Raw genomic sequence first — 3,253 nt, forward strand, 5'->3', positions numbered from 1 at the left:
CTGGTTCGGATGAACGTCAAACTGCGTCGCCAATTCGCTCATCGTTTTGTCGCCCTTCAAAGCTGCCAATGCCACTTTCGCCTTGAATGCAGGGCTGTGGTTCCGCCTCGGTCGTCTTGCCATATTCACTCCTTCGTCCCGGCACGCTGCCGGATCAGGAGCGGAAAATCCACCTAACTCATCTGTTCAGATTTCTCGGACCACCTCTGTCCTCCCAATAGGGGCTGTCGCGATACTTGTCGCGCGCGTTGCGGTCGCCGCCCAGATGGTGGTTGTAGTAATAGCCCTGGAACACGCAGTGGTGCTTCAGGATCCAGTGGGTGCGTTCACTGACATAAGGCTTCATCATCGCCGCTGACAGCTCGCCGTGGTTGTAGGGCGACAGGATGTCGCCCACGTCATGGATCAGCGCTGCGACTATGATTTCCTCGTCCGCACCGTCCTCGTAGGCGCGCGTCGCGGCCTGCAGGCTGTGCTGGTACCGGTTGACCGGATAGGGCGTCCATTCTTCGTCCAGTGACCGGATCGCGGCCAAAATTCTGTCGGGCAAGGCCGCGTTGTAGGCCTCTTCGTAGGCCATGACCGCATCCCAATCGGCTTTCGTCGCTTCTTCGAAACTGGTCCAGGCAGGTGTGTGGCGATTGTCCGGCATGGCGCGCCCCTCGGTTGGATGTCGCGCCGAGAGTAGCGCGGCGAATTGCATCCTCAAAGAGAAATGACCCGCAGTGTTTCCGTCAGGCCGCCGCCGGACGTGCCGCGTCGGACCGGCCGCGCGAACGAATCAACGGCCGGCCGGCCAAGGCCAGAAACGCCCCCGACACGATCACGCCAAGCGCCGCCGGCGCATAGAGCAGAGGCCACAGCTGCGGGTCGCCGATGACGATCGGCGAAACGAACCCACGCACGCCTTCAAGCAGAACAAGGATCGTGAAGGCTCCGAAGATCTGCGGCCACAGACCGAAACGCGAAAAGCTGCCCAGCATCAGCGTTGCATATCCGACCAAGGCAACGGCCACGCAGATCGCAACCCACGAGAACCGCTGATGAAGTTCATCCACCAACTGCCCGACGGAATGCCCCTCTTGCGCAGCCAGAGCATCCAGATCGCCCAGAAGTTCGGCCGTCGGAATGGCCTCGGGGCTGCGCCGGCCCAGGTCCGATTTTCGGGTCAGTTCCGAAATGTCATAGGCGGCGTCTTCGAACCGCGTCGACGCAAGCGTTCGGCCGTTCTGGTTCAGCCTCAGCGCCAGCCCGTCCACCATGACCAAGTGTACGCCCGACGCGTTGTTCACCAGGTAGGCCGAGGCACTGGAATAGGTGACCGGATTGGCCTTGTTGCGCCGGTCCGACACGAAGACCTCGTGCAATGTCCCGTCCAGATCAATTCGTCCGATATAGACCGTGACGCCTGACACCGGGTGCATGAATTCGCCCTCGTTCAGCAACTGCGCGGTAATGTCGGCGGCAACTTCGGATTCGCGCCGTTCGAACTGATCGACCGAAGCGGGGCGCAGGAACACGCTGATGATCCCCATCATCACGCCTGCGACCACGCCAAACAGAAAAACCGCGCGCCCCAGCCGCCACGGGCTTGAGCCCGTGGCCAGCATCACCGTCAGCTCGCTTTCGCGGGTCAGGCGGTTCGTCACATATACGGCCGCCGCGAACACGGCCATCGGCATCACCGTGCGGATCAGCGTCGGCAGCGTCAGCGCGGTGAACTCGAGAAACACCATGGCCGACTGACCGCCGCTGATGACGCGCTCGAACAGACTGACCGAGCGGGTGATCCAGAAGACCCCCACCAGCACCAAGGTGAAAAAGCCGAAAAGAACCAGCAGTTGCCGCAGGAAATACCCGTCAAATCGCGACATGTGACCTCGTTCATCTGTTCCTGCGATCACGCGGACAATAGGCCATTTGCAAGCCGGAAGAAACCGTGATCACACAACGCTGCGCACGATGATTCGACGCGGGCACACGGAATCGATGGTCGGGTCGAGGGAAATGGCAGGGGCAGCAGGGTTCGAACCCGCGACCTACGGTTTTGGAGACCGTCGCTCTACCAACTGAGCTATACCCCTGTACTGCGCTTCAGATATGCCAGCCACGCGGCGGACTCAAGAGGCTTTTTGCAGTTTCCGGCACCTTGCGGTTCCGACAAACAAGTTGCACGGGCCGCGCAGTTCGCTAAGACAGGGCTCGGCCAGCAAAAGGATACCTGCCGTGAGCCTGCGCAAGAAGATTGCAGACAGCGAAACCGTTCTGAACTGGGCGGCCCGGCGTGTCGCCGGATATATTCGACTGGTCCATCGCAACACGCGGTGGCAGCGGATCGGCTACGAAGAGCTGGACAGGCTGGCCGAACAGAGCGAGCCGGTCATCGTGGTGCTGTGGCATCAACGGTTGGCGCAATCGCCCTATTTCTTCCCGTTGGACAAGGGGCGCATCTGTTCGATCACCTCGGCCGCACGCGCCGGCAGCATGGTGGGCCGGGTACAGAAACTGTTCGGCATGGATACCATCGCCATGTCCAGCCATAAGCGCCACGTGGCACTTTCCCGCGAAGTGCTGGGCAAGATGAAGCAGGGCATCTCGATCGGCATCGCCGCCGACGGCCCCAGGGGCCCCGAACGGGTGTCGTCAACAGTGCCGCTGGTGTGGGCGCGCAGCTCGGGCAAACGGGTGTTCGGGATCACGTATTCCGTGCGCCATGGCCGTGAGGCCGGCACCTGGGACAGGCTGCTGCTGCCACGCCCCTGGCGCAACGAAGGGGTGTTCCTGTGCCGCGAATGGACCGAAACCGTCCCGCGCAAGGCGACGGACAAGCAGATGGAAGCCCTGCGTCAAAGCCTTGAGACACACATGAATTCCATCACTGCCGAGGCGGACCGGATGGTCGGGCGTGAACCCTGGAAACCCGAACACCAGCATTCGACCCAGTAGCAGAGAGGTCCCCGGAACATATCCGTGGTTGAGAATTCCGAGAAACCGGATTTCGGCTTTCATTGAATACCGTCGCAGTGTCAAAAAAGGCCGCCTCCCTGGGAGCCCAGCCGTTTACTTAATCGTAGCCGTGACGAAAGCGCCGCGGCTACTTTTCGCAGTACGGTGTGAAGAACCCGCAGGCAGTGGCGTCCGAGGATAAAAAAATAGCCCGTGACCTGCCCCCCGCTGGTCCCTCGTTCATAACGAGAGTCTGCGGGTTTGGGTTTGATAGTCTTCGGTTTCGGTTTGGGCAAGCGCGCAGGGC

3 protein-coding genes, 1 tRNA gene and 1 pseudogene are annotated in these 3,253 nt (G+C 61.2%); 1 reads left to right on the forward strand and 4 read right to left on the reverse strand.

All coding sequences use genetic code 11. The features are described 5' to 3' along the window. From F3H26_RS19120 to F3H26_RS19135, 4 genes and pseudogenes are all read right to left on the reverse strand, one after another. The coding region (locus F3H26_RS19120; RefSeq protein ID WP_149776288.1) for a transposase at positions 1–123 on the reverse strand (123 nt) is incomplete at its 3' end. An 85-nt stretch (positions 124–208) separates the two neighbouring features. Further along, a pseudogene (locus F3H26_RS19125) lies at positions 209–652 on the reverse strand (HD domain-containing protein); the annotation flags it as partial. Positions 653–734: 82 nt separating this feature from the next. Continuing rightward, complete coding sequence (gene lptF / locus F3H26_RS19130; protein WP_149777556.1) at positions 735–1,874, reverse strand: LPS export ABC transporter permease LptF; 1,140 nt, start codon at positions 1,872–1,874, stop codon at positions 735–737. 134 nt (positions 1,875–2,008) lie between these two features. Continuing rightward, positions 2,009–2,084 (reverse strand) — tRNA-Trp (locus F3H26_RS19135). 142 nt (positions 2,085–2,226) lie between these two features. Between F3H26_RS19135 and F3H26_RS19140 the strand changes: the two genes are divergently transcribed. Then, entirely contained in the window at positions 2,227–2,946 is a 720-nt protein-coding gene (locus F3H26_RS19140) for a lysophospholipid acyltransferase family protein (protein WP_149777557.1), read from the forward strand. Positions 2,947–3,253: the final 307 nt, after the last annotated feature.

The organism is Ruegeria intermedia, from assembly GCF_900129345.1.
Classification (GTDB): Bacteria; Pseudomonadota; Alphaproteobacteria; order Rhodobacterales; family Rhodobacteraceae; genus Ruegeria; species Ruegeria intermedia.

Excerpts from the sequence above, each read along its gene's own strand:
- lptF (WP_149777556.1), bottom strand. The coding sequence starts at position 1,874 with ATGTCGCGATTTGACGGGTATTTCCTGCGGCAACTGCTGGTTCTTTTC.